The organism is Micromonospora sp. NPDC051300, from assembly GCF_044455315.1.
Lineage (GTDB): Bacteria > Actinomycetota > Actinomycetes > Mycobacteriales > Micromonosporaceae > Micromonospora > Micromonospora robiginosa.
The window spans coordinates 18,110-43,702 of record NZ_JBITEP010000033.1; the positions used below are offsets into that span (position 1 = coordinate 18,110).

Genomic DNA, 25,593 nt, shown 5'->3' on the forward strand with positions numbered 1-25,593 from the left:
CGCGCGCCCTTATCGGGGAGAGTGGAAAATGGACAGACACCCACGGAAATCGCAGGGCGGAGGCGTCCGCCGACGCACGCTATTAGCCTTTGGAAGCGGGCTGGCAATTGTCGCCGGGACGCTGGCTGTTCCATTCCAAGAAGTGCCGGCAAAAGCCGCCGACGCCTTTACCTGCAGCGGTTCGGTGCCATTCGTCTACAACACCACCGCAGGTCTGCTCTACCAGCGTGACCTGCGCAACCCGTTCACTGGCTCCACCACGTGGGGAGGCCAGACGACCATCGGTACGAGTGGCTGGACCGCCGGCCGGATGCTCGGCGGGCCGGACGGCCGTGTCTACACCATCAGCTCCGCCGGCCTGAACCGCTACCGTCGGGTCGGCACGTCCTGGGAACTGGTGGACGGCAAGCAGAACTGGTTGATCAGCAGCAGCTTCACCGGTTACGCGACCGCCGCCTTCCGCGACAAGATCACCGTCGACGAGGCCGGCGACTTCTACCTCATCGACAACGCCGGCAAGCTCCGCTGGTACCGGTTCGACGAACCCACCCGCAAGTGGGTCATCTCCGGCCGGGTGATCGATTCCGGCTGGGAGAAGTACAACCTGGTCGTGGCCACCAGCCCCGGTGTGCTGTATGCCCGGCTGGCCAGCGGCGGCACCCTGCACCGCTACCGGTTCGACCCGTCCACCGAGCGCTGGCTGATGCGCGACAAGCTGGTCGGCAGCAGCGGCTTCGCCAGCTTCACCAAGGGTCTCTTCACCGCCGGCGGCGACTCGCTGTTCGGGGTGCAGGCCACCGGCAACGTGATCCAGTACCGGTACGACGAGGACGCCGGTGGCTGGCCGGTGCAGTCCCAGAGCGTCGGGACCATGAACTACCCGAACGTGTTCACCTTCACCAACATCTGCCACCAGGGGGCGCTGACCGCCCCGGTCAGGCCGTCCACGCCCACCCAGCAGTACAGCCCGATCGCGGTGTTGCAGGCGCCGCCGGCCTCCGGCGCGGCGGTCGGCACCGTGGAGTACGCCTACGTCGACAACATCGGCCGGACGATCCACGGGCGGCAGACCGATCCGGACGCCTACAGCTCGATCCAGTGGACGCCGGTGGAGAGCGTCGAGAGCTCGACCGGCAAGCCCTCGCTGACCACGGACAAGGACGGGAAGCTCCGGCTGTTCACCCACCAGACCTCCAGCGACGTTCGGGTCCTCACCCAGACCGCACTCGGGGCGCCCGCATGGAAGCCGTGGGCGGGTCTGGCCGGCGGCATGCTCTCCGAGCCGGTCGGGGTGCGGCTGGCCGATGACACCCTCGTGGTCTTCGCCCTGGACGCCGGGGGCGCGCTCTGGGCCCGTACGCAGGACAAGGTCGACGGTGCCGACGGCGACCTGCTGGGCTGGACCAAGCTCGGCGGCACCGGGCTGGCCGGAAACCCGGCCGTGACCGTCGGCACGGACGGGTCGGCCACCGTCACCGCGGTCGACGGGACCGGGGCGGTGGTGACCGCGACCTACAAGGACCGCGCCCTGACCACGCCGTTCACCAGCATCGGCGGCACCGGGTTCACCGGCACCCCGGCGGTCGTGGTGATGCCGGGCCGGCGCGCGATGGTCTTCGCCCGCAACGGCGACGGCACCATCAAGCGGCAGTACCAGAACGTCGACGGCACCTGGAGCGGCACCTGGGACACCGTCGGCTCCGGGACGGTCACGGCGGCCGGCAACCCGAGCGCGATCCTCGATCCGAACCTGGGTCGGATCCTGGTGGTGACCCGCACCTCGGACAACACCCTCGTCAACTCGTGGGAGACGGGGCAGGGCACCGGGGTCTGGGGCGACTGGATCTCCCCGGACGGGTTGGCCACCTACCCGACCGATCCCACCGCGTTCAGCCTCCAGAACAGCAGCGGCACCAGCCTCGCGTACGTGAGTCGCAACCTCAACGGCAGCGTCATCGTCTTCGTGGCGCAGGGCTTGACCTCCGCCGCGCGACGGACGACGGCCACTGCTCCCCGTTTCGCCCAGGTGACGATCCCGCAACCGCGCTGATCCCCCACCGACGCCGGCCGGCGGACCGATCCCGGTCTGTCGGCCGGCGCGTCCGGCGGTACGCCGGCCCGCCGAGGCAGGGCTCAGCCGCCGGGGCGCGGGCACGCGGCGGTCAACTCGCTCACCGTGCGGGTGCCCCCGTCGTAGCTGCGCGCCGCCACGAACTCCCCCGCCGGCCGCTGCGCCCCGGCGACCGCCCGGGCCCGGCGCCGGTCCGCGCCCCGGAAGCGCAGCGCCAGGCTCAGGTGCGGGACCCACCGGCCGGGCAGGTGCCACGGGTGCGGACCGGCCGCCTCGGCGAGCACGTCCCAGACCGCCCCGTGCAGCGCGACCAGTTGCGGCGTCGGGCGGACCAGCCAGACCAGCGGGGCGCTGCCGTCGAGGACGTCCAGCCGGCCCAGTCGCACCGGCAGCGGAAGCGCGGCGTCGAAGAGGTCGCCCAGTCGCCGCTCGGCGCCGGGCGGGAACTCGTCGACCGAGGCGAGCGTCAGGTGTGGCCGGTTCGTCGGGTGCGTGTTGGCGGCCAGGCTGGGCAACCCGGCGGCGGCGAGCCGGCTCCACGCCGCGCGTACGCCCGCGTCGAGCTCCGGCGAGCAGGTCAGTTCCACCGTCCGCACAGGATCAGGCTAGTCCCCGGCGTCCGGCCGCGACGCCCCGGCGTGGTCAGAGCCAGCCGGCCTCGCGGGCGCGCCGGACCGCCTCGGCCCGATCGGCGGCGCCGAGCTTCTGCACCGAGGCGCTCAGATGGTTGCGGACGGTGCCGGCGGCCAGGTGGGTCCGCCGCGCGATCACCGCGACCGGGGTGCCCAGTTCGGCCAGCCGCAGGGTCTCCAGCTCGCGCGGGGTCAACGGGCACTCGGGCAGCGTCAGCGCGTCGGCGGCCAGCGCGGGGTCGACGTAGCGCGCGCCGGCGCGCACCCGCCGGATCACGTCGGCCAGCGCCCCGCCGGGCGCGCCCTTGGCGAGGAATCCGCGCGCCCCGGCGGTCAGGGCCGGCCGGAGCTGGGCGGGACGCGCGTGACCGGTCAGGATCACCGACGCGCACCCGGGCAGCAGCCGGGTCAGCTCGGCGGCGACCTCGACGCCGCCCGGCGGCGGCATCTCCAGGTCCAGCACCGCCACGTCCGGACGGTGGGCCAGCGCCGCGGCCAGGGCGGTGCGGCCGTCCGCGGCGTGCGCCACCACCTCGATGTCCGGCTCCAGGTCGAGCAGCGCGGCCAGCGCGAGCCGGATCAGCTCCTCGTCGTCGGCGAGCAGGACCCGGATCACGACGGCACCGGCACGGTCGCGACCAGGCTGAACACGCCGTCCTCGGCGGACGCCCGGACCCGGCCGCCGGAGGGGGCGAGCCGGTCGGCGAGGCCGCGCAGGCCACCGCTGAACGCGTCCGGGCCGTGGCCACGGACGCCGTCGTTGCGTACGGTCAGGGTCACCTGCGCATCGTCGCGGGTGATCTCGATCCGGCACCAGCCGGCCCGGCTGTGCCGCAACACGTTCGTGCCGGCCTCCCGCAGCACGGCGGCCAGGTCGGCGGCGACCGGGGCGGGCAGCTCACCCACCGGCGGATCGATCGTGCAGCGCACCCCGCTGGACCGCAGCACCTCACCCACCGCCGCCGCCTGCTCGGCCAGGTCGACGGCGCGGTAGCCGTGCACGGCCGCGCGGACCCGGGTCAGCGCCGACGCGGCGAGCCGACGCGCCTCGGCCGCCTCCCGGCCGGCCCGGGCGCCGTCCACAGGCGCCAGCCGCTCGGCCAGCTCGGCCTTCAGCGCGATCACGGTGAGGTCGTGCCCGAGCAGGTCGTGCACGTCCCGGGCGAAGCGCAGCCGCTCCTCCGCCGCGGCGAGCCGCGCCCGGGCCGCCTGCCCCTGCCGGGCCTCGACCAGCAGGTCCCAGAACCACACCTGGACCCAGGTGAGCAGCGCGATCCCGGCGCCCACCCCGCCGGTGACCAGCAGCGCCGTGGCCAGCGGTCCGCCGGTCGCCAGCGTCGTCGCGGCGGCGGCGGCGAGCACACCGACCGCCGTGGCCGCCGCCGGCGCCGGCCGGAACAGCAGCGGCGTCATCCCGACCAGCGACGCGCCCAGCCAGGCCCAGGTGGGCCAGTCCCCGGCCGCCACCGGGCCGAGCAGCGGCAGGCTCAGCAGCGCGGCCACCACCAGCGCGAGGTGCCGGCGGCGCCGGGCCGCGCCGGCGAGCCACGGCGTGACCGCCGCGTGCAGCACCGCGACCTGGGCCACCGTGAAACCGACCAGCGCGACCGTGCCGAGCGCCACCCGCGCCGGGTCCGGTTCCCGGGCCAGGCCGACGGTCGGCAGCAGCACCGTGGTCCACACGTTCGTGCCCAGCGACAGCAGGGTGACGCGGCGGGCCCGGCGTAGCCGGTGGTCCACCGCGTCGACCGTCATGCCCGCCGATCCTAGGGCGTGGCTCGTCGTCCGCCCGACCCGTGGACGGGCCGGGCCGACCGCCGGTTCGCGGCGCCCGCGCAGCTTACTGCGGCGAAAATGGAAATGCTAAGACAATTTCTAGGTCAACTTCTGCGGCAGCAAATGCAATTAACCTTTTCTCCGCGTGCGTTTCCCCGCATCGGATGATACGAATGGAGGCAGGGCAAGGAATTCACATCGGTCGGCCTCCGGTCGCCCCGCTGTCGCGGCGAGCAATCGCCGGAAAGGCGCACCGAACAGCACCGATGCGATCCGGGCGCGAGCCGAAGCCGCGCCTCCGCCCCCCGGCGCCCGAGGCGCGGAAACAATTGTCGGCGTCCCACGTGGGCTGGGACGACAAAGGGGAAGAGGAAATGTCGCGAGTCATCCGTAACACCATTCGTTCGCTGCTGGCCGCCGGATGAGCGGCCGGCCTGGTCGCGGTGGCCGCGCCGCCGGCCAGCGCCGCGACGTACACCGGATATCTCCAGGGCACCTGCGCGCAGGCGGTGGGCAGCGCCTACCGGCTCCAGTTGAAGATTCCGGTCAACGAGCTCAACGTGCCTGTCGTCTACGCCGACGGCAGCGCCGGCACGGTCAGCGCCACCACCGCCTTCATGACCATGAACGTCGAGTGGTGCTCGAACGGCAGCGCGGTGACCTACGCCAAGATCGTGTCCAGCAACGCGGACCGGACCAGCGGCGGCGTCAGCACCAACCTCGAACGCAAGAGCTACACCAAGTCCGGCACGCCGCCCACCGCCGTCGGCGGGCCGTACACCCTCGGCACGGCGGCCACCTGGGGGCGCAACTTCTCCGGCACGGTCAGCGGCCAGCCGTTCGGCGTCGGCGGATCGTTGACGTTCACCCCGGCGAACTTCACCTCGACCATGACGGTCAAGGTCTATCCGACCGACGCCCGGGTGGAGTGCACCGGCACCGCGGTCGGACACGCCGAGTTCTGCTCCCCCAACTACTGATCCGCAGCGCCGGTGGCGGCGCCCCGACCGCAGGGGCGCCGCCGCCACCCAGGAGGGATGTCACGGTCGACCCGTGCGTTCCGCACGGTTCCGCGATGACGAACGCGCCTTCTCCGGTGCGTCGGGTGCCGGCAGGGTCGGGGCATGACGGAGATGACTGTGGTCGTACCCCGGCGGTGGGCCGGGTGGACGCGGACCCGGCACCTGGCCGGGATGACGGTGGCGATGGTGGCCGGCATGGTGCTGCTCGGCCCGCTGTGGCGGGCGGTGGGGCAGGCGGTCGGCGGCGCGGGCGCGCTGGCCCGGGCGGACGTCGCCGCGCTGGTGATGGCGACGAACATGTCCCTGGGGATGGTCGCCTGGATGTGGCACCGAGGCGACGGGTGGGCGGCCACCGCGCAGATGACGGCGGCCATGTTCGTCCCCTTCCTGCTCCTGTTCCCGCCCTGGTGGGCCGGCCTGGTCGGGGACCACACGCTGATGCTCGGCGGTCACCTGCTGATGGTGCCGGCGATGGTGCTGGTGGCGCTGCGGCACCACCACCCGGCCGGCGTCGCCCCGCCGCGCCGGCCGGCGGCGGCCGTGGCGCGTCGCTGGCCGGCCGCCCTGGCGCTGCTGATGACCGCCGACATGTGGTTCGCGCCGACCGTGGTCCCGCCCTGGACGCTGCTCGTGCTCCCGGCCGGCTACCTGCTCCTCGGCACCTGGCGGCGGCAGTGGGCCGACCGGCGGCGGCTCGGGGTCCAGCTCGCCGGGCTGGCCGTCTGGGGCGGCCTCGCCGCGGTGGCGGTGGCGGTACCGGACCGCGTCGCCGGGGTGCTGGTCGGCCTCGGCTGGCTCGGCCACACCGGCTGGGACCTCTGGCACCACCGCGCCGGCTCGGTGGTGCCCCGGGGGTACGCGCAGTGGTGCGCCGTGCTGGACGTGGCGGTCGGAGTCACCACGCTGCTGGCCGTGCTGTCCCGGTGACCGGCGCGGGTGGCGCGGGGAACGTTTGTGCCGGTCGCCGCGACCCGCGTCCGGCGGTGATGAAAGGCTTGTCGGATGAGCGCCGCACCGACCCCGACCGACCCCACCACCCCCGCCGACGCCGAGGACGCCCCCGCCTTCGCGGATCTCGGGCTGCGCGCCGAGCTGCTGGGAGCGCTGTCCGCCCTCGGCTACGAGGAGCCGACCCCGATCCAGAGCGAGGCGATCCCGCCGCTGCTGGCCGGCCGGGACCTGCTCGGACAGGCGGCGACCGGCACCGGCAAGACCGCCGCGTTCGCGCTGCCGCTGCTGCAGCGGATGCCTGTGGCACGCCCGGACGGTGACCCGGTGTCGCTGGTGCTGGTGCCGACGCGGGAGCTGGCGGTGCAGGTCTCCGAGGCGTTCCACCGCTACGGCAAGGACCTGGGCGCCCGGGTGCTGCCGATCTACGGCGGCCAGCCGATCGGCCGGCAGTTGCGGGCCCTGGACCACGGGGTGGACGTGGTGGTGGCCACGCCCGGGCGGGCGCTCGACCACATCGCCCGGGGCACGCTGCGGCTGGGCTCGCTGGCCACCGTGGTGCTGGACGAGGCGGACGAGATGCTCGACATGGGCTTCGCCGAGGACATCGAGGCGATCCTGGAGCACGCCCCGGAGGGCCGGCAGACGGTGCTCTTCTCGGCCACCATGCCGGCCCGCATCGACGGGCTGGCCCGGCAGCACCTGACCGACCCGGTCCGCATCCGGATCGAGCGCGAGCGGCAGGTGGCCGGCGCGGCGCCGCGGGTGCGGCAGAGCGCCTACCTGGTGGCGCGGGCGCACAAGCCGGCCGCGCTGGGCCGGGTGCTCGACGTCGAGTCGCCCACCGCCGCGATCGTGTTCTGCCGCAGCCGGGAGGAGGTGGACCGGCTCACCGAGACGATGAACGGCCGGGGCTACCGGGCCGAGGCGCTGCACGGCGGGATGAGCCAGGAGCAGCGGGACCGGGTGATGGGCCGGCTCCGCTCCGGCACCGCGGACCTGCTGGTCGCCACCGACGTGGCGGCCCGTGGACTGGACGTCGAGCAGCTCACCCACGTGGTCAACTACGACGTCCCGTCCGCGCCGGAGGCGTACGTGCACCGGATCGGGCGGGTGGGCCGGGCCGGGCGGGAGGGGGTGGCGATCACCCTCGCCGAGCCGCGCGAGCACCGGATGCTCAAGACGATAGAGCGGGTCACCGGCCAGCGGATCACCATCGACAAGATCCCGACGGTCGCCGACCTGCGCACCCGGCGGTTCGAGCTGACCCAGGCCGCGGTGCGGGAGGCGCTGCTGGAGGACGACCTGGAGCCGTTCCGGGCGGTGGTCGAGTCGCTGACCGACGAGTTCGACCTGATGGAGGTGGCGCTCGCCGCGGTGCGGCTGGCGCACGAGGCCACGCTGCCCGGCACCGCCGACGAGGAGGAGATCCCGCAGGTCGCCGTCCGCGCGAACCGGGACGCCCGGCCCGGGGCCGAGGGCCGGGACCGGCGGACCGGGGTGCGCTCCCGCGCCGCCGGCACCACCCAGGTCTTCATCGGCCTGGGACGGCGGGCCGGGGTACGTCCGCAGGACCTGGTGGGCGCGATCACCGGCGAGACGCGGGCGAGCGGTCGGGACATCGGCTCGATCGAGATCGCGGACCGGTTCTCGCTCGTCGAGGTGCCGCAGGATCTGGCCGACGAGGTGATCGCGGGGCTGCGCGGCAGCACCATCAAGGGCCGCAAGGCCACCGTCCGGCGGGACCGGGACGGCCACGGCGACTCCGGCGGCGAGCGCCGCTACGAGGGCCGGGACCGGCGCGACCGCCGGTAACCGGAGACCGTGGCGACGGACCGGCCCCGGCGGGGGTCGGTCCGGCGTGCCGCCGTACGGCGGTCAGGTGCAGTTGCGGACGGACCAGACCGGGTCCCAGTTCTGGGCGGCGGCGAACCGCACGACGGCGAGGTCGACTCGGGTTCACCTCGCATTCGGTACGCACGGACCCCCGCCGCCGACCTGGCGACGGGGGTCCGACGGGCAGCGGTCAGGCCGTGGCGAGCGGCTGGCCGCCGATGCTCTGCGCGTCCACCTCGGCCGGACGCAGCGCCAACGCGAGCACGTCGGCGACGTCGGCGAGGGTGTGCACGGTCAGCGCCTCCCGGACCTCGGCGGGCAGGTCGTCCAGGTCCGGCTCGTTGCGCTTCGGGATGATCACCTCGGTCAGGCCCGCCCGGTGCGCGGCGAGCAGCTTCTGCTTCACGCCGCCGATCGGCAGCACCCGGCCGGAGAGGGTCACCTCGCCGGTCATCCCGAACTCGGGCCGGACCGGACGACCGGTCACCAGGGACGCCAGCGCGGTCACCATGGTGATGCCGGCGCTCGGGCCGTCCTTGGGCACCGCGCCCGCCGGGAAGTGCACGTGGATCCGCCGGCCGGCGAGCGCGTTCGGGTCGATGCCCAGGCGTCGCCCGTTGGAGCGCAGGTACGACAGCGCGATGTGCGCCGACTCCTTCATCACGTCGCCCAGCTGACCGGTGAGGGTCAGCCCCGGCTCGCCCTCCATGCCGGTGGCCTCGATGAAGAGCACGTCGCCGCCGGCCCCGGTGACGGCCAGGCCGGTCGCCACGCCGGGCACCGCGGTCCGCTCGGCCGACTCCGGGGTGAACTTCGGCCGGCCCAGGTAGCGGGCCAGGTTCCCGGTGTCGACGCGGACCGGCGCCGGGTCGGACGCCAACGCGACTGTCACCTTGCGCAGGATCTTGGCCAGGGCCCGTTCGAGCTGCCGGACGCCCGCCTCGCGGGTGTACTCCCCGGCGATCAGCGCCAGCGCCTCGTCCGCGACGGTCACCTCCTCGGCGGTCAGGCCGGCCCGCTCCCGCTGCCGGGGCAGCAGGTGGTCGCGGGCGATGGCCACCTTCTCGTCCTCGGTGTAGCCGTCCAGCGTGACCAGCTCCATCCGGTCCAGCAACGGGCCGGGAATCGACTCCACCACGTTGGCGGTGGCCAGGAACAGCACGTCGGACAGGTCGAGGTCGACCTCGAGGTAGTGGTCGCGGAAGGTGTGGTTCTGCGCCGGGTCGAGCACCTCCAGCAGGGCCGCGGCCGGGTCGCCGGAGTAGCCGGCGGCCAGCTTGTCGACCTCGTCGAGGAGCACCACCGGGTTCATCGAGCCGGCCTCGCGCAGCGCCCGCACGATCCGGCCGGGCAACGCGCCGACGTAGGTGCGCCGGTGGCCGCGGATCTCCGCCTCGTCGCGCACGCCGCCGAGGGAGACCCGGACGAAGTTGCGTCCGAGCGCCCGGGCGACGGACTCGCCGAGGCTGGTCTTGCCGACGCCGGGCGGGCCGGCCAGGGCGAGCACCGCGCCGGAGCCGCGCCCGCCGACCACACCCAGGTTGCGCTCCGCGCGGCGGTTGCGCACCGCGAGGTACTCCAGGATGCGGTCCTTGACGTCGGCCAGGCCGGCGTGGTCGGCGTCGAGCACGGCCCGCGCCGCCGCCAGGTCGGTGTGGTCCTCGGTACGGGTGCCCCAGGGCATCTCGAGGACGGTGTCGAGCCAGGTGCGGATCCAGCCCGCCTCGGGCGAGGCGTCGCTGGCCCGTTCCAGCTTGCCGACCTCGCGCAGCGCCGCCTCGCGCACGTCGTCCGGCAAGGCGGCGGACTCGACGCGCGCGCGGTAGTCGGCGGAGCCGTCCGGCTCGTCCTCGCCAAGCTCCTTGCGGATCGCGGCGAGCTGCTGCCGGAGCAGGAACTCACGCTGGGACTTCTCCAGCCCCTCGCGGACGTCGCTGGTGATCCGCTCGGTGACCTCCTGCTCGGCCAGGTGTTCCTTCACCCAGCCGACGAGCAGTTCCAGCCGGGCGGTGACGTCCGGCGCGGCGAGCAGTTCGGTCTTCTGCGTCAGGCTGAGCCAGGGCGCGTAGCCGGCGGAGTCGGCCAGCTCGGAGAGGTCGGTCATCCGCTCCATCGCGTCGATGACCTGCCAGGCCCCGCGCTGCTGGAGCACCGAGGTGGTCAGCGCCCGGTACTCGCGGGCGAGTTCGCGGGCGCGGCCGGCCGGGGCCGGCTCGTCGAGGGCGGTCGCCTCGACCCAGAGGGCGGCGCCGGCGCCGGGCACGCCGGAGCCGATGCGGGCCCGGGTGAGACCGCGGACCACGGCGGCCGGCTCACCGCTGGGCAGCCGGCCCACCTTCTCGATGGTGGCGACCACGCCGACCGGGCCGTACTCGCCGTCGATGCGGGGCACCGCCAGCAGCGTCTTGTCGCCGCTGGCGCGGGCGGCGTCGACCGCGGCCTGGGTGGTCGGGTCGAGGGTCACCGGGACGACCATCCCGGGCAGCAGGACGGCGTCGGTCAGGGGAAGTACCGGAAGAGTTGCCATCGAAACACACCTGCCATCGTCGGTTGAGCGTGTCTGACTCAAGTAACAAACCGTTCCCCTTGTTCCGGCCTGTGACCCACGACACTCCGTCGACGTGCCCGCCACCGCCGCGGCCCACCGACCCCTTTTACCTCCCGCCGATTCCGCGACCCGCCGAATGAGACGGCGCGGGTATTGTTGCGAAATTACCGCTTGGTAGGTCAAACTCTTAGCCACACCCCGCCCGACACAGGGAGTAATGGCGATGGCAAGGAAAGTAATCACCGTTCTGACCGACGACCTCGACGGCGGAAAGGCCGATCGGACCGTCGAGTTCAGCCTGGACGGCGTGGCGTACACGATCGACGTCTCGGACGAGAACGCGGGCGTCCTGCGCAAGGCCCTGGACCCCTACATCAGCGCTGGCCGGCGCATCGGCCGCGGCCCCGTCGACACCGGCCGCACGACCCGGCGCGCCACCCGGCCGAGCACCTCCGGAATGGACCGCGAGCAGAACCGCGCCATCCGCGAATGGGCGGCCAAGAACGGCCACGAGATTTCCGAGCGCGGGCGCATCCCGGTCTCCGTGGTGGAGGCGTACAAGAACCGCTGAGCCTTCCGGGCCACCGTCGGGCGCCCGGGGTCGGGCCGAGAAATCGGCGTGACCCCGGGCGAGTTCTGTCCGGTCGACAATTTTCGCGACACGCGGTCGGGGCGGCACCAATTTCCACACGCGCGAACGGCCGGAGCCGCCCGAGATCCTTCCCGGGCGGCTCCGGCCGTCGTCGTACGGTCAGTTGACCTGGATGCGCACCACGTCGATGGCGGGGGTCTGGTTGGCCCGCTCCATCATCGGGATCCGGTGCGAGCCGTCACCGGCCCAGACCGAGCACTGGGCCAGGCCCGAGTCCGGCAGGCCCGGGATCTGGATCAGCACGTCGTCCGGCTGGTTGCCGCCCTTGCCGTCCTCGGTGGCGACGAAGAAGGCGGGCACGTCCTGCGGGTTCGGGGGCTGCCGGGTGCTGCCGAGCATCCGGCACGCGGTGTGGAAGTGGCCGCGCACCAGACCCTGGTCGTTGAGCAGCGAGCTCTCGATGTAGTAGCCACCCTGCCCGGCGGCGAGGAAGCGGTCCCGCACCAGGTTCTTCGTGGTGACCCGGAGGGTGAACGGCTGGTTGCGCTGCACCTGGTTCGGGAACTGCGTGATCAGCAGCGACGGGTTGTTGGCCGCGGCGCCGACCTCACCGAAGGCGGTGCTCACGCACCGGTTGCCGTTCTGGAAGCCGTTGTGCGCCTCCAGCTGGCTCTGGCCGCAGTCCTTGGCCAACGGCTGAAGGCCACCGCCGTTGTTCTGGCCACCGTTGTTGTTGCCGCCGTTGTTGTTGCCGCCGGTCTGACCGCCGTTGTTGTTGCCGCCGGTCTGACCGCCGTTCTGGCCACCGTTCTGACCGCCGCCGTTGTTCGCGCCGCCGTTGTTCGCGCCGCCGTTCTGCGCGTTGTCGGCGAGCGCGCACTGGGCGAGCTTCTCCAGGCCCTGCGGGCGCTGGCCACCACGACCGATGGCGGTGGCGATCCGGTTCAGCGTGGCGGTCCGCTTGTCCGCCAGCGGACGGAGGATCGCGTTGTTGATGAAGTTGCCACCGTTGCGGCCCTCCGCCGCGAGCCGGCGGTTCGCCTCGGCGATCTGGCTGTCCAACAGGGCCAGGTTGCGGTCCACCTCGGCACGGGCCCGGTCGGGCACCTGCGGCAACTTGCCCTTGACGTCGGGGCAGGCCACGGTCGGGGTGCCGGCGCCGGCGCCACCGGCGTTCGTCTGCTGGCACTCGGCCGCCGACATCTGGCCGTCGCCCCAGTGGTTACGCACCCAGCGGCCGTTCTGCCAGGTCCGGGTGGTGCTGCCCTGACCGCCCGGAGCGGTCGCACCCGGGCTCGAGGGCACGCAGGACGCCGAGGCGGCTCGGGTGGTCCTGCGCTGGTCCTGGGCGGACGAGATCTGGGTGACGGCGACGATGCCGCCGAAGACGGCGAGCGTGCCGACCACGGCCAGCACCCGCTTGCTCCGCGCGTTACCGGATGACCGGCGCGCCCGTGTGGACCTGCGCATCGAATTGCTCTCCTTCTCGATCCGGTAGTCGACTGGTGATCCCGGGGCGTCATTCCTCGGGGTGGGATCACTGCGACACGTGGTCGCGCGTCAATGGCCGACGGTGCCCTCTCCGCACCGTCTCCGCGCCGTCCGGGCGCGGCGGAAGATCTGCGTCCATTCCCGCTTAGGTACGGAGCGCCGTCGGCGAAGGTTCAACCGGAGATCAGAAAAAAATCGAGGGCCCGGCCGGTGGTGCGGAAGTGCGGATCAGTCGGCGCAGAGATGGTCGAACGCGAAGCCGCCGTCGAAAGAGTCCCGCCGGGCGGCGAGGCGCCGCACCTGCTCGCGCAGGGCGTCCCGGTCCACCAGGGACGCCGCGTCGGCGTCGAGGTCACGCAGCCGCTCCCCCAGAGCCACCGCGGCCAGGTCCTCGGCGAGCCGGCCCGGGTCCACCCCGCAGGAGAAGCCCCGACAGGACAGCCGCACCCGCTCCACCCGGCAGCGACCGGCCCGCACCTCGACCCAGCTCCACCCCTCCGCCGGGCCGTCCGTCCACCGCACGTGCAGGCCGCGCACGATCGGGTCGGCCAGCCGGCCCGCCACGTACGCGTCGACCGCGTCGGCCCGGGCCAGCGCGCCGAGGTCGTTGACCGGCCCCCGCCGGCCGTCCGGCAGCCGGCCCACGATGTCGCGGAAGGAGACCGTGTCCCCGCCGTCCGGGTCGGTGCCCTCGGCGTACGCGCGGGCGTCGAGCACGTACTCGACGAACCGGCGGACGTGCTCGCCACCGCCGAGCGTCGACGACTCGACCCGCAGCAGCGGCAGGCCCACGGCGGCGCAGACCGCGTCGGTGAGCCGTTCGTCGCGGCGGGCGGGCGAGCCGTCGGGCGTGGGCGCGCCGAGGCGCACGGCGAACCGCGGCAGGCCGGTGTCGGCGGCGCAGACCACCAGGTCGAGGCGGGCCCGTCCGGCGGTGCTCCACTGGCTGCCGGTGACTCCCGGCGGGCGGCCCTGCGCCAGTTCGCCGAGCCGCCGGTCGGCGTACCCGACGTGACCGGCGCGCACCAGGCGCGGCGCTGCCGTGGCCGGGACCGGCCGCAGCCAGGAGGCGGCCACGCTGCCGGTGCTCGTCATCTCGCCACAACCCGTCCGTCGCTCGCCCGACGTCCGAGTGTAGGGCGTCGATCATGGGGGCCGCCTCGGCGGTGCGGCGAAATCCGGACGACCGACGGGCGGTGCGCGGCCCGGGTCCGGCGATCTAGGCTCTGCGGGTGCACAGCGGACGGACCCCGGAGCGATTCACCAAACGCAGCCTCGTCGCCGTATCCCACGCCATCGAGCGGGCCGCGCTGACCGAGGCCGAGGACGGCCCACTGGTCGTGTTCGCGCTCTTCCAGCGGCTGCCGTACTTCGAGCGCGAGCGCACGGTCTACCAGCGCCTCGCCGGCCGGGCGGCGGTCACCGTGGTCGGCATGGTCGGCGGTCCCCCGCCGGACCTGCCCGACGGGGTGTACGGAGTGGCCCTGGACGAGGCGGAGGAGCTGGCCCGGGAGTGGAGCGTGGTGGCGCTGACCCCCCGTTTCGGCGCGACGCTCGTGGCGTACGACAGGGGTGAGGTCACCCCCGCCGCGACGCTGGAGTCCGGCCGCCTCTTCGAGGGCCGGTGGGGGTTCCGCCGGGACGCGGCGCTGCACGAGGTGATCCGGCTGCGGGAACGACTCGCCGAGCGGCTGCCCGGCGCGGCCCGGTCGGCGTTGGACGAGGCGGTCGCCCGGGTACGGGACATCCCGGCCGGTCCGGGTGAGGCGCGCGCCGAGTCGGCGCTGAAGCTGCTCGCCCGACGCGGCGACCGCGGCGCGCCGCCTGTCGAGACGACGGACGGCATGCTCGACGAGCCCGGCCTGCGCCAGTGGAGCGGCGCGGACGGGGTGACCGCCTCCGGCACGCTGCCGGTGGCGCTGGTCGGCCTGCGGGTGGACGAGCCGGCCGGCTCGCCGGAGCGCTTCGGCAGGCGCAGCGCCGCCCGGGAGGGTCAGGCCCTGCTCGCCGCCGTGACCGGCGTGCTGCGGCCGGTCGACCGGGCGGTGCGGGTCACCGACAACGAGTTCCACCTGGTCCTGCCGGCGCTCGGCGAGCCGGAGGCGCTGGCCGTGGTGGGCCGGCTGCACGAGGCGATCGGGGCGCTGGCCCGGTCGTTCCCGTTCGTCGCCTACTCGGTGCACGCGGCGGTCGCGGTGACCACCCGGCGGCCGCTGCCGACGGCGGACCTGCGGGCCGCCGTGCAGTGGGCGGTACGCGAGGGGGTGCCGGTGGCGGGCCTGCCGCCGGAGCCGGCCGCCGCCACGGCCGGGGCCGGCTGAGCGGTCACCGCCACACGACCACCTCGGTCGGGAGCTTGCGGTCGATGTCCGGCACGGTGGCGCCGGACGCGGGATAACCGACCGGGATGATCAGATTTCCCCGTTCCTCGGCCGGCCGGTCGAGCAGCTCGTTGAGGAAGCGCATCGGGCTCGGCGTGTGGGTCAGCGTGGCCAGGCCGGCCCGGTGCAGCGCGGCGAGCAGGAAGCCGACCGCTATCCCCACCGACTCCTTCACGTAGTAGGGCCGGGGCGAGCGCGGCCCGCGGTGCACCTCGAACACCACGATCACCGCCGGCGCGGTCTCCAGGAACGGTTTGCTCGCGTCGGTGCCGAGTGGGGCGAGCGCGGCCAGCCACTCCTCCGGCGCGCGGCGCTCGTAGAAGACCCGCTCCTCGGCCTCGGCCGCAGCCCGCAGCCGCCGCTTCAGCGCCGGATCGGTCACCACCACGAACCGCCAGGGCTGCCGGTTGGCCCCGCTGGGCGCCGACGCCGCCGCCCGCAACGCCTCGGCCAGCACGCCGGCCGGGATCGGGCGGTCGCTGAAGTCGCGTACGGTCCGGCGGCGGACCATCTGGTCGGCGAACTCGCGGGCCCGGGACAGCGCCTCGGCCGGCGGGACCCCGTAGTCGGGGACCGGTCGACCGGTCGGGTGGGGAGGCATCCGCTCATTCTCGGCCGGTGCGCCGGAGCCGGCCACCGGAGAGCCGTGGCGGTACGCGAGGATGAGCCGGTAGGAGGGGAGGCCGGGCGTGCGCGTGGTGTCGCTGGTGCCGTCGCTGACCGAGGCGGTCGCGGCGACCCGGCCGGAGGTGCTGGTCGGCGCGACCGACTGGTGCACGCATCCGGCCGGGCTGGACGTCGCCCGGGTCGGCGGGACGAAATACCCCGACCTGGACCGGGTGCTCGCTCTCTCGCCCGACCTGGTGCTGCTCAACGAGGAGGAGAACCGGCTGGCCGACGCGGAGGCGCTGCGCGCGGCCGGCGTCGCGGTGCGGGTCACCTTTCCGCGCACCGTGCCGGAGGCGCTCGACCAGCTCGGCGAGCTGCTCGCCGCGATCGGCGGGTCCGACGAGCCGGCGTGGTTGCGCTCGGCCCGCCGGGCCTGGGCCGCGCCGCCCGTGCCGGAGCGGGTCCGCACCGCCGTGGTGCCGGTGTGGCGGCGCCCCTGGGTGGTGCTGGGCCGGGACACGTTTGCCGGGGACGTGCTGCGCCGGCTCGGCGTGGTCAACGGCTGGGCCACCGACCCGGAGCGCTATCCCCGCCCCACGCTCGACCGGCTGCGGGGCCGGGCGCCGGAGCTGGTGGTGCTGCCGGACGAGCCGTACCGGTTCACCGCCGAGGACGGGCCGGAGGCCTTCCCGGGGGTGCCGTCGGCGCTGGTCTCCGGTCGGCACCTCACCTGGTACGGCCCGTCGCTCGCCGAGGCGCCGGCGCTGCTCGCCGCCCAGCTCGCCACCGAGGTCTGAGCGGTCGCCCGGGACCGGACGCGACGGTCAGGCGATCGGGGTGGCGTGCACCGGGTCCAACTCCATCAGCGTGGTGTCGTCCACGTCGTAGGAGATGGCGTTGTGCACCGCGACCACGCCGGCGACCTGGCCGGCCAGGCGGCCGGCGAGGTCGACGGCGCTGCGGCGGTCCAGCCGTCCGTCCATGGTGACCTCGCCGCCGCGGGCCTGCACCGTGACCAGGCCGTCGCGGACGGAGAGCACTCGGCGCAGCACCTCCTGGACCACGTCCTCGCGGATCTCCGCGTCGGTGCGCAGGTGCACCCGCAGCAGGTCGCCACGGGTGACGATGCCGGCCAGCCGGCCGAGGTCGTCGAGGACCGGCAGCCGCTTGACCGCCTCCCGGTCCATCAGCCGGGCGGTGGCCGCCAGCGACGCCCGCCCGTGGGTGGTGACCGCCGGCGCGGTCATCAGGTCCCGGGCCACCAGCGCGCCCGCCTTCTCCCGGGCGACGCGCCGGCGACGCCCGGCGAACACCCGCCGCTCGTCGGGGTGGCCGGCCCGCTCCACCTTGTGCAGCAGGTCCGCCTCGGAGATCACCCCGAGCACCCGGTGGAACGAGTCCACCACCGGCACCCCGCTGACCCGCTCCCGCACCAGCACATCGACGACGTCGCGGTACGGCGTCTCCTCGCCCACCGTGGCGACGTCCCTGGTCATCACGTCCGCCACCTGCCATGTCCTCATCGCGACCTCCTCGCCACGTGGCTCCACCAGCGACGCTAGGCCGCCGGCGGAGGCTCGGGCAGGGGCGGCGGGCCGCTACCCGGCGGGCCCTCCGGACCGGGTCGGGACGGGACCAAGGACCCGGACGCGAGGCACCCTCGGCCCTGCTCCCCGCCCTCGCCCGGGAGTGGAATGAAGGTGCCACCGGAAAGCGCGGTGCGAGGCACAGGAAGGACGTGGAGACCATGACCGCGACAATCGAGCGGACCCCCGCCGCCACCATCGCTCCGGCGGCCGAGACCCCCCGCCAGAAGGCCACCCGCTACGTCTGGGCCGGGCTGCGGATCGCCCTGGGCTGGACCTTCCTCTGGGCCTTCCTGGACAAGATGTTCGGCCTGGGCCACGAGACCCCGGCGAAGAACGCCTGGATCAACGGTGGCAGCCCGACCAAGGGCTTCCTGAGCTTCGGCGCGGCCGGCCCGTTCCAGGGCTTCTACCACGACATCGCGGGCGCGGCCTGGGCGGACTGGCTGTTCATGCTCGGCCTGCTCGGCATCGGCGTGGCGCTGCTGCTCGGCATCGGCACCCGGATCGCCGCCGCCGCCGGTGGGCTGCTGCTGGTCATGATGTGGACCGCCGTGCTGCCCCCGGAGAACAACCCCTTCATGGACGACCACCTCATCTACGCGGGCCTGCTCGCCGGCCTGGCCCTGGTCGGCGCCGGCAACACCCTCGGCCTCGGCCGGGCCTGGGCGAAGCTCCCCCTGGTCCAGCGCCTGCCCTGGCTGAGGTGAGCGCAGGTCGCCCCGGGCGGGCGTCGCCGGCAGGCGACGCCCGCCCGGTCGTACGCGCCGGGGCGGGTACCGGCGCGTATCGGCCGGTCGCGATCGGGCAGGATCGACGGTGACCACACCGTCAGCACCGAGGAGACCCGCTCATGGAGAAGCCCGAGGTTGGCCCGATCGAGGGCGCGCCGCCCGCCGATCTCGTCGTCGAGGACATCACGGTCGGCGACGGCCCGGAGGCCCACGCCGGCCAGCTCGCCAGCGTGCACTACGTGGGCGTGGCCCACTCGACCGGCCGCGAGTTCGACGCCTCGTGGAACCGGGGCGAGACGTTCGAGTTCCCGCTCGGTGGCGGCCAGGTCATCGCCGGCTGGGACCAGGGCGTGATCGGCATGAAGGTCGGCGGCCGGCGTCGGCTCACCATCCCGCCGCACCTGGGCTACGGGGCCCGGGGCGCCGGCGGCGTCATCAAGCCGAACGAGACGCTCGTCTTCGTGGTGGACCTGCTCGGCGTGCGCTGAGCGCTCGCGCGGTCAACGGGCCGCCGGCGGCACGCCGGCGGCCCGGTCGCGCGGTCAGGCGGCGCAGGTCAGCAGCTCGCGGGCGGGGCCCGACTCGCGCACCGGCACGACCCGGTGCAGGCCGGTCACCCGCAGCACCCGGGCCACCACCGGGGCCGGGTCGAGCAGCACCAGCTCGCCGCCGCGGGCCCGGATCCGCAGGTGGGCGGCGGCGAGCGCGCGCACCCCGGCGGCGGAGAGCAGCGGCACGCCGGACAGGTCGACGCGCACCACCGGCCGCGCCGGCGCCGCCCAGAGCGCGGCCCGGAACGCCGACACGGTGGCGATGTCGATCTCGCCCACCGGGCGCAGCTCGACCGCGTGGTCGAGCACCTCCGTCACCACCGCGAAGCGGTCGCCGCTGTCCCTCATACCGGCAAACCTACCCCCGACCACCGACAGTTCCGGCAGCTCGGCGGCGGGGTTCCGGGTATCGCCCGGGTGCCGACCCCGACCCGTCTCAGGGTCGTCCCCGAACCGCCCGCCGGCCGTCGTCGCGGGCGGGACACGCCGCGCGGGACTCCCCGCCGGCGGGCCGGCGGGCCCACAATGACCCGATGGCCGTCCCCCGCCCGCGCGTGCCCCTGCTGATCCGTCCGGTCCGCGAGCCGGCGACCGTGCCACCGCCGCTTACCGGCGTCTGGGCCCCCGACGACACCCGGCTGGACACCGCCGACCTGCTGCCGCTGCCCGACGGCGGGCTCGGGCCCGAGGACGTGGTGGTCGACGCCGAGGGGCGGGCGATCAGCGGCGACGAGGACGGCCGGCTCTGGTGGTGGCCGGTGGACGCACCGGCCGGCACCCGGCCCACGCTGCTCGCCGTGACCGGCGGCCGGCCGCTCGGCATCGAGCTGGACCCGGTCGACGGCGGGCTGCTGGTCTGCGACGCCTACCGGGGGTTGCTGCGGGTCGACCCGGACGGCGTGGTGCACGAGCTGACCGGCACCGCGCCGCCGGTGCACCTGGCCGACAACGCGGCGGTGGCCCGCGACGGCACGGTCTACTTCACCGACAGCTCCGACCGGTTCCCGCTCTCGCACTGGAAGCGGGACCTGCTGGAGCACCGCCCCAACGGCCGGGTGCTGGCCTACGACCGGCGGACCGGGCGCACCGACGTGGTGGCCGGCGGGCTCTACTTCCCCAACGGGCTGGCGCTCACCCCGGACGAGTCGGCGCTCATGCTTGTCGAGACCGCCACCCACCGGCTGCTGCGGGTCGACCTGCCGGGTGGCCGGGCCACCGTGCTGGCCGACCTGCCGGCCTACCCGGACAACGTCTCCCCGGTCGGCGACGGGACGTACTGGATCGCGCTGCCCAGCCCCCGGCTGCCCGCCATGGAACGGCTGCTGCCCCATCCCCGGCTGCGGCAGCTCGTCGCGTTGCTGCCCGGGGCGGTGCAGCCGCAGCCGCGCCGCTACGGGCTGGTCGCGCTCGTCGACGGCACGGGGCGGGTGCTGCGGACCCTGCACGGCCCGAGCGGCGCGTACCCGATGGTGACCGGCGTGCGGCAGCACGGCCGGCAGCTCTGGCTGGGCAGCCTGACCGCGACCGGGGTGGCCCGCGTCGACCTGGACTGAGACCGGCGCGCCAGGGCCGGCCCGCGCGGACGCGGGCCGGCCCATGGCCGTTCCTCCCCGGATCTCAGCCGCCGCTGTTGCTCCTGGTCGGGGTGGGCGCGGGTGCGGACCCGCCGGCCACCGCGCCCGGGTGCGGCGTCGGACTCTGCGTGGGCTTCAGCCCCGCCGGTACGGGCAGCGCGCTGCCCTTGGCGAACTCGTTCCAGCTCACGTTCCAGGCGGTGAAGCCGTTGCCCGGCTGGAGCTGCACCTCGGTGCCCTTGACGGTCACCAGGTCGCCGACCTGCGTGACGCCCATCAGCCAGTCGGCGCCGGCGGCGGAGACGTTCGTGCAGCCGTGCGAGGTGTTGTTGTAGCCCTGCTCCCCCTCGGACCACGGGGCCGAGTGGATGAACTCCCCGCCCCAGGTCAGCCGCTGCGCGTCGTCCACGTCGACCACGTAGCCGCCGTCGGGCTCGCCCCGGGTGTCGAACGTGGTGTGCTCGTGCTTCTCCATGATCACCATGGTGCCGCTGGAACTCGGCGTGCTCGGCTTGCCGAGGCTGACCGGGAGCTTCCGGAGCACCTTGCCGTCCTGGTAGACCGTCATCTGCTTGGTGGTGTTGTCGATGTCCAGCGACACCTGCCGGCCCACCTTGGCGGTCGCCACCCGGTCGGAGTCGCCGACCGCCTCCTTGCCGATGGGCAGCCCTTCCAGCGCGCTCCGGACGCTGATCCTGGTGCCGGGCTTCCAGCGGTCCGGCGCCCGGTACTCGGCCTGCTTGCCGTCGGACATCCAGGACCAGGTGCCGGGCTGGGCCGGACTCGTCTTGACGAACAGCCGGCGCTGCACGTCCGCCCGGGCCTCCGGCGGGATCGGCGGGTCGAAACCGAGCACCACCGGCATCGCCGTCCCGTACGTCTGATTGTCCTGGAAATACAATTCGCTGGTGACGGCCGGTTTGGTGGATTTGGCCATCGTCGTGAACGTCGTCTTGCGCGTCGTGGTCTTCCCGGAATCGCCGGTCACGGTCACCTCGGCCGTGTACGTCCGGGAATTGGCCAGCGGAGCGTCCGGCACCCAACCGGATCCGTCCTCGCGCGCCTGGGCCGGCACCGGGCGCCCCTTGTCGTCGGTGAGCTTCACGCCGGTCACCTTGCCGTTGCTGACCCTCGTGCCCACCTCCGCGCTGATCGGCACGTCGCGGGCCCGGTCGGCCGGCGTCACCGTGACCGACGGCGGCGCCGCCTCGGCCTGTTTCACCGCCGACCTCGGTCCGGCGGTGCACGCGCCGACCGCGAGCGGCACGGCCGCGACGGTCATCGCGAAAAGCGTCAGTCGCCGCCTCACAAACATATTTCGCCCCCCATTTCCGAACCCCCTCGCCCACATTCTGTAGGCCCGGCGTCACGGTGTGGCATCTTCGGCGGAATTGCTCGGAAACGGCTGCGCGAGATCCCGCAGCGGGAAAAGACCTTGGTACGAGTTCGCCCCTCGAGGGGCGGTTTCGTACCAAGGTCTCCCGGCGTCGGATCAGGTGTTGGCGATCAGCAGGGCGGGGCGTTCGACGCAGTCGGCCACGTGGCGCAGGAAACCGCCCGCCACGCCGCCGTCGCAGACCCGGTGGTCGAAGGTGAGGCTGAGCTGGGTCACCTTGCGGACCGCGAGCTGACCGTCGACCACCCAGGGCTTGTCCACGATCCGCCCGACGCCGAGCAGCGCCGCCTCCGGGTGGTTGATGATCGGCGTGGAGCCGTCCACCCCGAACACGCCGTAGTTGTTGAGCGTGAACGTGCCGCCGGTCAGCCGACCGGGCGGCAGCGTGCCGGCCCGGGCCGCCGCCGTGGTCTCGGCCAGCGCGGCGGCCAACTCCCCGGTGGTGAGCCGCTGGGCGTCGCGAAGCACCGGCACTACCAGGCCCCGATCGGTCTGCGCGGCGATGCCCAGGTGCACCCCGGCGGACTGCACGATCCGCTGCGCCTCGGTGTCGACCCGCGCGTTGAGCTGCGGATACCTCCGCAGGCCGCTGAGGCAGACGCGGGCCAGCAGGGCCAGGATGCTCACCGGCGCGTCCGGGTTGGCGGCGTTGATCGCGGCCCGGGTCTCCAGCAACCCGGTGGCGTCCACGTCCACCCAGATGGTCACCTCGGGGATCTCCCGGCGACTGCGGGAGAGCTTGTCCGCGATGACCTTGCGGATGCCGGTGAGCGGGACGACCACGTCGCCGTCGCCGGTCGGGGCGAGCCGGACGTGCGCGTCCGGCACCGCCGCCAGCCGTGCGGCCGGGGCGCTCCGGGCCGTCTCCACGTCCGCCCGGCGGATCACGCCACCGGGACCGGTCCCGCGCAGCGACGCCAGGTCCACGCCGTGCTCCCGGGCCAGCCGCCGCACGATCGGCGAGATGACGAGCGGCGCCGACGCCGGAGCGGCGGCCCGCGCCGGCTCGGGGGTCCGGTCCACCGGCACGGGGTCGGCCGCCGCCGGCGAGCCGACGTCCGCCGGGGCCGGGGTGCCGGGTTCCGGGGCGACCGCCAGGCGCGGCCGGCGACGCCGCCGGGCCGGGCCGCCGTGCCCGGTGCCGTACCCGATCAGGACGTTGCCGGACCCGGCCCGCTCCTCCTCGCGGTAGGTGGCGTGCGGGTCCGCCGTGCCGTCGCCGTCGAGCGCGGCGATGGTGATCAGCGGCTGGCCGACCGGGCGGACCTCACCCGCCGCGCCGTGCAGCGCCACGACCCGACCGGGGTACGGACAGGGCACGTCGACCACGGCCTTGGCGGTCTCCACCTCGACCACCGTCTGGTCCACGGTGACCACGTCGCCGACCGCGACCCGCCACTCGACGATCTCCGCCTCGCTCAACCCCTCGCCCAGGTCCGGCAAGAGGAAGTCACGCGTTCCGGTCGCGGCTGTCATGCCGTGCCGGCCGGGCACGCCCTCACGGCCCTCGCTGCGCTCGGTGCGTTCGGTCATGCCGTGCCGGCCGGGCACGCCCTCACGGCCCTCGCTGCGCTCGGTGCGTTCGGTCATGCCGCCACCCACCGGGTGTCGGGCTGGTCGTCCCACTGGAGCCGGGCCACGGTGTCCAGCACCCGGTCCACCGAGGGCAGGTGGGTGTGCTCCAGCATCGGCGCGGGATAGGGGATGTCCAGGCCGGACACCCGCAGCACCGGGGCGTGCAGGGCGTGGAAGCAGCGTTCCTGCACCCGGGCGGCGATCTCGGCGCCGACCCCGGCGAAACCCTGCGCCTCCTGGATCACGACGCACCGGCCGGTGCGGCGCACGGACGCGGTGACGGTGGCGTCGTCGAACGGCACGATGCTGCGCACATCGACCACCTCCAGGTCCCAGCCCTCCTCGCGGGCCGCCTCCGCCGCGGCCAGCGCCACCGGCACCGCCGGGCCGTACGCGACGAGCGTCGCGTCGGTGCCCGGCCGGCGGACCACCGCGGTGCCGATCGGATCCGTGCGCACCGGCAGCTCCGCCTCCGCGCTGGCGAAGTAGAGCTTCTTCGGCTCCAGGAACACCACCGGGTCCGGGTCGTCGATCGCGGCGCGCAGCAGGGAGTACGCGTCCTCGACGGTGGCCGGCGTGACCACCTTCAGCCCGGGGGTGTGCGCGTAGTAGGCCTCGGACGAGTCGCAGTGGTGCTCCACCCCGCCGATACCGCCGGCGTAGGGCACCCGGATCACGATCGGCACGCTGAGCGCGCCCCGGGTCCGGTTGCGCAGCTTCGCCACGTGCGAGGCGATCTGCTCGAACGCCGGGTACGCGAACGCGTCGAACTGCATCTCGACCACCGGCCGCAGCCCGGACATGGCCAGGCCGACCGCGAAGCCGACGATGCCGGCCTCGGCGAGCGGGGTGTCGAAGCACCGCTTGTCGCCGAAGCGCGCCTGCAACCCGTCGGTGATCCGGAAGACGCCGCCGAGCTGGCCGACGTCCTCACCGAAGACGACCACCCGCTCGTCGTCGAGCAGCGCGTCGGCGAGCGCGGCGTTGAGCGCCTTCGCCATGGTCACGGCGGCCATCAGGCGTCCCCCTCCTCGTCGCGGGCCGCGGCCAGCTCGGCCCGGACCAGTTCACGCTGCTCGACAAGTTGCGGCGTGGGCTCGGCGTACACGTGGTCGAAGAGGCTGAGCGGGTCCACGGTGGGCTGCTCGTCCATCCGTCGGCGCAGCGTCGCGGCGTACGCCTCGGCCTCCTCGGCGACCGCGGCGACCGCGGCGTCGTCCAGCGCGCCCCGCGACCGCAGGTACGCCTCCAGCCGGGCGATCGGGTCGCGGTCGCGCCACGCCTCGACCTCCTCGGCGTCGCGGTAGCGGGTCTGGTCGTCGGCGTTGGTGTGCGGCTCCATCCGGTAGGTGTGCGCCTCGACGAGGTACGGCCCCTTGCCGGCGCGGGCGTGCGCGACCGCGCGGTTGAGCACCGCCAGCACGGCCACCGGGTCGTTGCCGTCGACCTGCTCGCTGGGCACGCCGTAGCCGACGCCCTTGTAGGCCAGGCTCGGGGCGGCGGTCTGCCGGGACAGCGGCACGCTGATCGCGTACTTGTTGTTCTGCACCAGGAACACGACAGGCGCCTTGAACACGGCGGCGAAGTTGACGCCCTCGTGGAAGTCGCCCTCGCTCGTCGCGCCGTCGCCGATGAACGCGAGCGCGACGGTGTCCCGCCCCTGGTAGGACTCGCCGTAGGCCAGGCCGGCGGCGTGCACGGTCTGGGTGGCGAGCGGGGTGCACTGCGGCGCGGTGCGGGTGACCGCCGGGTCGTACCCGCAGTGCCAGTCGCCGCGCAGCAGGGTGAGCACCTCGACCGGGTCGAGGCCCCGTGCGGTCAGCGCCATCGACTCCCGGTAGGTGGGGAAGACCCAGTCCGAGTCGCGCAGCGCGAGCACGCCGCCGACCTGGCACGCCTCCTGGCCGCGCGCGGACGGGTAGACGGCCAGCCGGCCCTGCTTGGTCAGCGCGGTGGCCTGCGTGTCGAAGCGGCGGCCGACGACCATCCGGCGGTACATCTCGCGCAGCGCCTCCAGCGGCGGCTCCGGGTAGTCGTCGCGGGGTGGCAACGCGGTGCCGTCCGGGTCGAGCATCCGGACCGGCTCGGGCTGCGGCAGCAGGCCGGCGGACGGGTCGGCGGCGGCCGGGGTGGCCGGCCGGCGGGTGCGCGGGGATGCCCTGCGGACCGCCTGGGGTGTGGTCGTCACGGCGGGGACCTCCTGGACGTGTGGTGGCCCTATGCTCCTGCCCGGGGATGATTGACTCAACATCCGCGATGAACGTGGGACGA

The 25,593-nt window shown here is 74.3% G+C and carries 23 protein-coding genes; 10 read left to right on the forward strand and 13 right to left on the reverse strand.

Features of this window, described 5'->3' with window-relative positions; translation table 11 throughout:
- Positions 1–184 precede the first annotated feature (184 nt).
- The gene (locus ACIA5A_RS26630; protein WP_396767177.1) at positions 185–2,050 is read left to right on the forward strand and encodes a tachylectin-related carbohydrate-binding protein; all 1,866 of its coding nucleotides are present in this window, start codon (positions 185–187) and stop codon (positions 2,048–2,050) included.
- A gap of 83 nt (positions 2,051–2,133) precedes the next feature.
- On the opposite strand, the gene ACIA5A_RS26635 is transcribed toward ACIA5A_RS26630, so the two are convergent.
- Genes ACIA5A_RS26635 through ACIA5A_RS26645 form a run of 3 tightly spaced genes read right to left on the reverse strand, consistent with a single transcriptional unit; the run spans position 2,134 to position 4,458 of the window.
- On the reverse strand, positions 2,134–2,667 hold the full coding sequence (locus tag ACIA5A_RS26635) for a 2'-5' RNA ligase family protein (protein ID WP_396767178.1): 534 nt from the start codon (positions 2,665–2,667) through the stop codon (positions 2,134–2,136).
- Between the two features lie 46 nt (positions 2,668–2,713).
- Entirely contained in the window at positions 2,714–3,319 is a 606-nt protein-coding gene (locus ACIA5A_RS26640) for a response regulator (protein WP_396767179.1), read from the reverse strand.
- Entirely contained in the window at positions 3,316–4,458 is a 1,143-nt protein-coding gene (locus tag ACIA5A_RS26645; protein ID WP_396767180.1) for a sensor histidine kinase, read from the reverse strand. Before ACIA5A_RS26645 ends, ACIA5A_RS26640 begins: the two co-directional genes overlap by 4 nt.
- 464 nt (positions 4,459–4,922) lie before the next feature.
- Here ACIA5A_RS26645 and ACIA5A_RS26650 point away from each other — a divergent pair, with 464 nt between their 5' ends.
- From ACIA5A_RS26650 to ACIA5A_RS26660, 3 genes are all read left to right on the forward strand, one after another.
- The gene (locus tag ACIA5A_RS26650; protein WP_396767181.1) at positions 4,923–5,459 is read left to right on the forward strand and encodes a hypothetical protein; all 537 of its coding nucleotides are present in this window, start codon (positions 4,923–4,925) and stop codon (positions 5,457–5,459) included.
- A gap of 144 nt (positions 5,460–5,603) precedes the next feature.
- Complete coding sequence (locus ACIA5A_RS26655) at positions 5,604–6,428, forward strand: hypothetical protein (protein WP_396767182.1); 825 nt, start codon at positions 5,604–5,606, stop codon at positions 6,426–6,428.
- 75 nt (positions 6,429–6,503) lie between these two features.
- Positions 6,504–8,264 (forward strand): DEAD/DEAH box helicase, encoded by a 1,761-nt coding sequence (locus ACIA5A_RS26660; protein ID WP_396767183.1) that lies wholly within the window; start codon positions 6,504–6,506, stop codon positions 8,262–8,264.
- A 211-nt stretch (positions 8,265–8,475) separates the two neighbouring features.
- Here ACIA5A_RS26660 and lon read toward each other — a convergent pair whose 3' ends face one another.
- Complete coding sequence (gene lon, locus ACIA5A_RS26665; RefSeq protein WP_396767184.1) at positions 8,476–10,812, reverse strand: endopeptidase La; 2,337 nt, start codon at positions 10,810–10,812, stop codon at positions 8,476–8,478.
- Between the two features lie 244 nt (positions 10,813–11,056).
- Here lon and ACIA5A_RS26670 point away from each other — a divergent pair, with 244 nt between their 5' ends.
- Positions 11,057–11,404, forward strand: coding sequence for an Lsr2 family protein (locus ACIA5A_RS26670; RefSeq protein ID WP_396767213.1), 348 nt, complete (start codon positions 11,057–11,059; stop codon positions 11,402–11,404).
- 180 nt (positions 11,405–11,584) lie between these two features.
- On the opposite strand, the gene ACIA5A_RS26675 is transcribed toward ACIA5A_RS26670, so the two are convergent.
- Positions 11,585–12,895, reverse strand: coding sequence for a hypothetical protein (locus ACIA5A_RS26675; RefSeq protein ID WP_396767185.1), 1,311 nt, complete (start codon positions 12,893–12,895; stop codon positions 11,585–11,587).
- Positions 12,896–13,144: 249 nt separating this feature from the next.
- Positions 13,145–14,011, reverse strand: coding sequence for a hypothetical protein (locus tag ACIA5A_RS26680; RefSeq protein ID WP_396767186.1), 867 nt, complete (start codon positions 14,009–14,011; stop codon positions 13,145–13,147).
- A 137-nt stretch (positions 14,012–14,148) separates the two neighbouring features.
- Between ACIA5A_RS26680 and ACIA5A_RS26685 the strand changes: the two genes are divergently transcribed.
- A complete protein-coding gene (locus ACIA5A_RS26685; protein WP_396767187.1) occupies positions 14,149–15,237 on the forward strand; it encodes a DICT sensory domain-containing protein in 1,089 nt (362 codons plus the stop codon).
- A 4-nt stretch (positions 15,238–15,241) separates the two neighbouring features.
- Here the strand turns inward: ACIA5A_RS26685 and ACIA5A_RS26690 are convergent, their stop codons facing one another.
- Positions 15,242–15,898: a nitroreductase family protein gene (locus ACIA5A_RS26690; RefSeq protein WP_396767188.1), complete on the reverse strand. Its 657-nt coding sequence runs from the start codon at positions 15,896–15,898 to the stop codon at positions 15,242–15,244.
- An 88-nt stretch (positions 15,899–15,986) separates the two neighbouring features.
- Here ACIA5A_RS26690 and ACIA5A_RS26695 point away from each other — a divergent pair, with 88 nt between their 5' ends.
- Positions 15,987–16,703, forward strand: coding sequence for a helical backbone metal receptor (locus ACIA5A_RS26695; RefSeq protein WP_396767189.1), 717 nt, complete (start codon positions 15,987–15,989; stop codon positions 16,701–16,703).
- A 27-nt stretch (positions 16,704–16,730) separates the two neighbouring features.
- On the opposite strand, the gene ACIA5A_RS26700 is transcribed toward ACIA5A_RS26695, so the two are convergent.
- Entirely contained in the window at positions 16,731–17,429 is a 699-nt protein-coding gene (locus ACIA5A_RS26700) for a CBS domain-containing protein (RefSeq protein ID WP_396767190.1), read from the reverse strand.
- A gap of 215 nt (positions 17,430–17,644) precedes the next feature.
- Here ACIA5A_RS26700 and ACIA5A_RS26705 point away from each other — a divergent pair, with 215 nt between their 5' ends.
- Both ACIA5A_RS26705 and ACIA5A_RS26710 read left to right on the forward strand, forming a co-directional pair.
- Complete coding sequence (locus ACIA5A_RS26705; protein ID WP_396767191.1) at positions 17,645–18,202, forward strand: DoxX family protein; 558 nt, start codon at positions 17,645–17,647, stop codon at positions 18,200–18,202.
- 143 nt (positions 18,203–18,345) lie between these two features.
- Positions 18,346–18,714, forward strand: a complete 369-nt coding sequence (locus tag ACIA5A_RS26710; RefSeq protein ID WP_107160247.1) for an FKBP-type peptidyl-prolyl cis-trans isomerase — start codon at positions 18,346–18,348, stop codon at positions 18,712–18,714.
- A 54-nt stretch (positions 18,715–18,768) separates the two neighbouring features.
- Here ACIA5A_RS26710 and ACIA5A_RS26715 read toward each other — a convergent pair whose 3' ends face one another.
- Complete coding sequence (locus ACIA5A_RS26715; RefSeq protein WP_396767192.1) at positions 18,769–19,125, reverse strand: anti-sigma factor antagonist; 357 nt, start codon at positions 19,123–19,125, stop codon at positions 18,769–18,771.
- Between the two features lie 185 nt (positions 19,126–19,310).
- On the opposite strand from ACIA5A_RS26715, the gene ACIA5A_RS26720 reads away from it, so the two are divergent.
- Positions 19,311–20,330, forward strand: coding sequence for an SMP-30/gluconolactonase/LRE family protein (locus tag ACIA5A_RS26720; protein ID WP_396767193.1), 1,020 nt, complete (start codon positions 19,311–19,313; stop codon positions 20,328–20,330).
- A gap of 64 nt (positions 20,331–20,394) precedes the next feature.
- Here ACIA5A_RS26720 and ACIA5A_RS26725 read toward each other — a convergent pair whose 3' ends face one another.
- The 4 genes from ACIA5A_RS26725 to pdhA all read right to left on the reverse strand — a co-directional run bounded on the left by ACIA5A_RS26725 (position 20,395) and on the right by pdhA (position 25,543).
- Positions 20,395–21,666: an Ig-like domain-containing protein gene (locus ACIA5A_RS26725; RefSeq protein WP_396767194.1), complete on the reverse strand. Its 1,272-nt coding sequence runs from the start codon at positions 21,664–21,666 to the stop codon at positions 20,395–20,397.
- Positions 21,667–21,843: 177 nt separating this feature from the next.
- Positions 21,844–23,223, reverse strand: coding sequence for a dihydrolipoamide acetyltransferase family protein (locus tag ACIA5A_RS26730; RefSeq protein WP_396767214.1), 1,380 nt, complete (start codon positions 23,221–23,223; stop codon positions 21,844–21,846).
- Positions 23,224–23,333: 110 nt separating this feature from the next.
- A complete protein-coding gene (locus ACIA5A_RS26735) occupies positions 23,334–24,338 on the reverse strand; it encodes an alpha-ketoacid dehydrogenase subunit beta (protein ID WP_396767195.1) in 1,005 nt (334 codons plus the stop codon).
- Positions 24,338–25,543: a pyruvate dehydrogenase (acetyl-transferring) E1 component subunit alpha gene (gene pdhA, locus ACIA5A_RS26740; protein ID WP_396767215.1), complete on the reverse strand. Its 1,206-nt coding sequence runs from the start codon at positions 25,541–25,543 to the stop codon at positions 24,338–24,340. Before pdhA ends, ACIA5A_RS26735 begins: the two co-directional genes overlap by 1 nt.
- Positions 25,544–25,593: the final 50 nt, after the last annotated feature.

What these genes read in the sequence shown, in the direction of transcription:
- ACIA5A_RS26645 (WP_396767180.1), bottom strand. Translation starts at nt 4,458, where the DNA reads ATGACGGTCGACGCGGTGGACCACCGGCTACGCCGGGCCCGCCGCGTC.
- ACIA5A_RS26655 (WP_396767182.1), top strand. Translation starts at nt 5,604, where the DNA reads ATGACGGAGATGACTGTGGTCGTACCCCGGCGGTGGGCCGGGTGGACG.
- ACIA5A_RS26660 (WP_396767183.1), top strand. Translation starts at nt 6,504, where the DNA reads ATGAGCGCCGCACCGACCCCGACCGACCCCACCACCCCCGCCGACGCC.
- lon (WP_396767184.1), bottom strand. Translation starts at nt 10,812, where the DNA reads ATGGCAACTCTTCCGGTACTTCCCCTGACCGACGCCGTCCTGCTGCCC.
- ACIA5A_RS26670 (WP_396767213.1), top strand. Translation starts at nt 11,057, where the DNA reads ATGGCAAGGAAAGTAATCACCGTTCTGACCGACGACCTCGACGGCGGA.
- ACIA5A_RS26675 (WP_396767185.1), bottom strand. Translation starts at nt 12,895, where the DNA reads ATGCGCAGGTCCACACGGGCGCGCCGGTCATCCGGTAACGCGCGGAGC.
- ACIA5A_RS26680 (WP_396767186.1), bottom strand. Translation starts at nt 14,011, where the DNA reads ATGACGAGCACCGGCAGCGTGGCCGCCTCCTGGCTGCGGCCGGTCCCG.
- ACIA5A_RS26690 (WP_396767188.1), bottom strand. Translation starts at nt 15,898, where the DNA reads ATGCCTCCCCACCCGACCGGTCGACCGGTCCCCGACTACGGGGTCCCG.
- ACIA5A_RS26700 (WP_396767190.1), bottom strand. Translation starts at nt 17,429, where the DNA reads ATGAGGACATGGCAGGTGGCGGACGTGATGACCAGGGACGTCGCCACG.
- ACIA5A_RS26710 (WP_107160247.1), top strand. Translation starts at nt 18,346, where the DNA reads ATGGAGAAGCCCGAGGTTGGCCCGATCGAGGGCGCGCCGCCCGCCGAT.
- ACIA5A_RS26715 (WP_396767192.1), bottom strand. Translation starts at nt 19,125, where the DNA reads ATGAGGGACAGCGGCGACCGCTTCGCGGTGGTGACGGAGGTGCTCGAC.
- ACIA5A_RS26720 (WP_396767193.1), top strand. Translation starts at nt 19,311, where the DNA reads ATGGCCGTCCCCCGCCCGCGCGTGCCCCTGCTGATCCGTCCGGTCCGC.
- ACIA5A_RS26725 (WP_396767194.1), bottom strand. Translation starts at nt 21,666, where the DNA reads ATGTTTGTGAGGCGGCGACTGACGCTTTTCGCGATGACCGTCGCGGCC.
- ACIA5A_RS26730 (WP_396767214.1), bottom strand. Translation starts at nt 23,223, where the DNA reads ATGACAGCCGCGACCGGAACGCGTGACTTCCTCTTGCCGGACCTGGGC.
- ACIA5A_RS26735 (WP_396767195.1), bottom strand. Translation starts at nt 24,338, where the DNA reads ATGGCCGCCGTGACCATGGCGAAGGCGCTCAACGCCGCGCTCGCCGAC.